This window comes from Micrococcus sp. HSID17227, from assembly GCF_003989405.1.
In the GTDB taxonomy this organism is placed as follows: Bacteria; Actinomycetota; Actinomycetes; order Actinomycetales; family Micrococcaceae; genus Micrococcus; species Micrococcus luteus.
Genome location: NZ_RBLN01000219.1, coordinates 1 through 3773, shown reverse-complemented (window position 1 = coordinate 3773; position 3773 = coordinate 1). Strand labels below are relative to the sequence as shown.

General features: G+C 72.3%; 4 protein-coding genes. All 4 read right to left on the bottom strand.

Translation table 11 applies throughout. The features are described from left to right. Positions 1 to 632 (bottom strand): LD-carboxypeptidase (locus tag D8M29_RS09740; protein WP_174233335.1); only part of this gene is annotated, 632 nt, incomplete at its 3' end. Positions 633 to 715: 83 nt separating this feature from the next. Beyond that, positions 716 to 2110: an AMP-binding protein gene (locus D8M29_RS09735; protein WP_127435207.1), complete on the bottom strand. Its 1395-nt coding sequence runs from the start codon at positions 2108 to 2110 to the stop codon at positions 716 to 718. A gap of 132 nt (positions 2111 to 2242) precedes the next feature. After that, positions 2243 to 3424, bottom strand: a complete 1182-nt coding sequence (locus D8M29_RS09730; protein ID WP_036336663.1) for an acyl-CoA dehydrogenase family protein — start codon at positions 3422 to 3424, stop codon at positions 2243 to 2245. Positions 3425 to 3471: 47 nt separating this feature from the next. Then, positions 3472 to 3773: CoA transferase (locus D8M29_RS09725; protein WP_174233333.1), on the bottom strand; the 302-nt coding region annotated here is incomplete at its 5' end.

Here is a 3773-nt window from a genome sequence, read left to right as displayed (position 1 = left end):
CACGGTGAGGCGCCCTCGCCGACGCCGTGCGCGCCGTCGTCGTGCGGGCCCGGCACCGGCTCGCGCGTCCCGAACTCGGTGAGCGCCCGTGGGTCCAGCCAGTCGACGCCGTGGTCCTCCGACTCCCCCGGCTCCGTGATCTCCAGCCGCCCTCCCGTCAGCAGGGCGGCTCGCAGGGACGCGGCGTGCACCTCATCCACAGCCGGTCCCGGCCCCAGGTGCACCTGGGTGGACCCGCCGTAGAAGCTCGCCACGCCGTTCGCCCACAGCCACTGGTGCAGGTTGGTGTTGTCGCTGTAGCCGAGGAACGGCTTGGGGTCCGCGCGCACGGCGTCCGCGTCCAGGTGGCCGATCACGGTGATCTGGTCCTCCCCGCCTACCGTGGCGATCACCGCCCGGATCTGGGGGTCCGCGAACGCCGCGTTCAGGTCCCGCGCCCGGTCCTCGGCGCTCGCCCCGAGCTGCCGGGTGGTGGGGTACTCGACCGGCACCAGTCCGGTCACCTCGGCCAGGCGGCGCATCGCCTGCTCATGCACCGCGGGCGCGAAACCGGGAGCCGCGAACGACGGCGAGACGACGGCGATCCCGTCGCCCGGCTGGGCCTTGGGCGGGTGGACGAGCGGCTGAGTCATACCGGGAGCGTAACGAGAGGCCACCTGTCCGTCGTTCCTCTCGCTCAGACCAGACGACCTGCGCCCAGACCGCCACACACCCCTCACCCCTGACGCAGCTCGCGGCGCAGGATCTTGCCCGTGGCGTTCTTCGGCAGCCCGTCCAGGACGGTCACCTCCCGCGGCCGCTTGTAGCGGGCCAGCCGCTCGGCCGCGAACGCCTGGAGCTCCTCCCCCGTGACGGCGCTGCCCGGGGCCAGCGAGACGAAGGCGGCGATCTCCTCGCCCAGCCGTTCGTCCGGCACACCCACCACGGCGGCCTCGACCACGTCCGGGTGCTCGTAGAGGACCTCCTCCACCTCGCGGGGGTACACGTTCATGCCGCCGCGGATGATCACGTCCTTGAGCCGGTCCACGATCATCACGTACCCGGCCTCGTCCCGGCGGGCGATGTCCCCGGTGCGGAACCAGCCGTCCTCGTCGAACGCCGCCTCCGTGTCCTCCGGGCGGCCCCAGTAGCCGGCCATGATGCCCTCGCCCCGGATGCGCAGCTCACCGGAGGTCTCGAGGTCCTCCTCGGGCACCTCGGTGCCGTCCATCGCGACGATCCGGAACTCGAAGCCGTCCACCGGCCGGCCCACGGTGCCCGGGCGGGTCGGCGCGTCCACGGGGTTGAAGAAGCACGCACCCGCGTTCTCGGACAGCCCGTAGCCCTCCAACACGGGAACGCCGTACAGCTTCTCCGCCGCGCGCAGCGTCTCCACCGGCAGGCTCGCACCGCCGGAGAGGGGCATGCGCAACCGCGAGAAGTCCGCCGGCACGAACCGCGGCATCAGGGACAGCGTGGACCCCGCGAACACCGCGCCGTTGAGCACTACCGAGAGCCCGAACACGTGAAACATCGGCAGCGCCGCGAACACGACGTCGTCCGGGCCGAGCCGGCCCAGGCCGGTCGCCGTCGCCATGGCGTTGGAACGCAGGTTCGTGTGCGTCAGCCGGGCACCCTTGGGCCGCCCCGTGGTGCCCGAGGTGTAGAGCAGGACGGCGTCGTCGTCGGGGTCCCGCGGGGTGATCTCCGTGACCGGGGCGATGCCCTCGGCGGCGCACTCCCGCCCGACCGCTTCGAGGTCCAGGGTGACCACCTCGACGTCGACGTTCCCGGCCACCTCGTCCACGGCCGGCAGCCCGGGCATGGCCCAGAGCATGCGCGCCCCGGAGTCCTCGAGGAAGTACTCCAGCTCACGGGCGGTGAACAGCGGGTTGAGCGGCACCATCACCGCGCCCAGACGCATGAGCGCCTCGTAGACCGCCACGAAGGCCGGGACGTTGGGCAGCATCACGGCCACCCGGTCCCCCGGGCCCACCCCGCGGTGGCGCAGCCAGCCGGCCGTCGCGGCCGTGACCTGGTCCAGTTCGCGGTAGGTCATGCGGGCCTCACCGATCCGCAGGGCCACGGCATCCGGCTGCCGGGCCACGGTGGCCGAGAGCAGCTCGGCCACATGACCCCGGCGCTCGGTGGGCCGGCCGTGGGTGGTCGCGGAGGTGTCGGGGGTCTCGGAGGTGGTCTCGGAGGTGGTCTCGGAGGTCGTCACGGTGGCTCCTGATCTGGTGGGGCGGTCGTCGGAGGGGGGTCAGAGGAAGGCGGAGTGTCCGGTGAGGCCGCGGCCCACGATCAGCGAGTTCACCTCGTAGGTGCCCTCGTACGTGAAGATCGCCTCGACGTCGCAGAAGAACCGACCGAGCCCGACGTCGGCGAGGATGCCGTTGCCGCCCATCATCTGCCGGCCCAGCGCGGCCGACTCGCGGCACATCTGGGAGGTCTTCAGCTTCACCAGGGAGGCCTGCGTCATGGACACCTCGCCGGCGGCCTCGAGCTGCACCGCCCGGTGCGCCATGCCCAGGGTGGCCGCCAGGTTGGCCGCGATCTGCACGAGCAGGGACTGCACCAGCTGATGCCCGGCGATCGGGCGGCCGAACTGGGTGCGCTCCAGCGCGTAGCGGCGGGCGGCGTCGAGGATGCCCTGCTGCGCGCCCACGGCCTGCCAGCCCAGGCCGTTGCGGGAGCCCAGCAGGATCACGTTGGTGTCCGCGAAGGTGTTGGCCTTCTCCAGCTTGTTCTCCGCCGGGATGCGCACGTCCGTGAAGGTGATGTCCGCGTTCTGGACGATCTTCACCGCGGTCTTGTGCTCGATCTTGGTGGCCTCGTAGCCGGGGGTGTCGGTCTCCACGATGAAGCCCTTGACCTGGTCGTCCTCCTCGTCCCGGGCCCACACGATCGCGATGCGGGACATGGTGCCGTTGCCGATCCACCGCTTGGCCCCGTTGATCACCCACTCGTCCCCCTCTCGGCGGGCCGTGGTGGCCATGCCGCCGGCGACGTCGGAGCCGTGCTCCGGCTCGGTCAGCGCGAAGCAGCCGGTGTACTCCATCGCGTACAGGCCCGGCAGCCACGTCTGCTTCTGCTCCTCCGAGCCCAGGGCCTCCAGGGTGGCCCCGACGAGGTCGTTGTGCAGGGCGAAGTACACGCTGAGGGAGATGTCCGCGCGGGCCAGCTCGGCCATCAGGTGCCCGCGGAACAGCGGGTCCTCGGTCATGCCGCTGATGTGGTTGTAGCCCAGCTCGCCGACGCGGCGGGCGATCTCGTGCGGGAACTCGTCCCGGCTCCAGGCCTCGGCCACGTGCGGGGTGACGATCTCGGCCAGGGCGGCGCGGATCTCCGCGAGCTTCTCCTGCTGCTCGGGCGTCAGGAGGCGGTGGTACTCGAGGACGTCGACGTCGATCAGCGAGCGGGTGCGGGAATCCGTGGTGGTCATGAGGGGCTCCTGGAGGTCGTTCGAGGGGGGGTGCTGAGTCGTGGGGGTCAGGCGGTGGGGCTGGCCAGGGCGGTGAGCGGGATGCCCCGCTCCTCCCCCCATACCTGCCAGTGGGCGGCGTCGTGCCGGGAGAGGGCCTCGGTGAGCTGCGCGCGGACGTCCCCGTCCGCGTCCAGCCCGAGACCCTCGACGAGCGCGGCCGCGAAGTGCGGCTCGAGCGCGCCGACGGCAACATGGCCCTCGGCCGCCGGATACACCCCGTAGTGGGGCAGGGCCCCGCCCAGGGGGCTGCGCGGGCCCGTCATGCGGTGCCGGTTGGGCAGGGCCAGGGCGTGCGCGGCATCGGCGA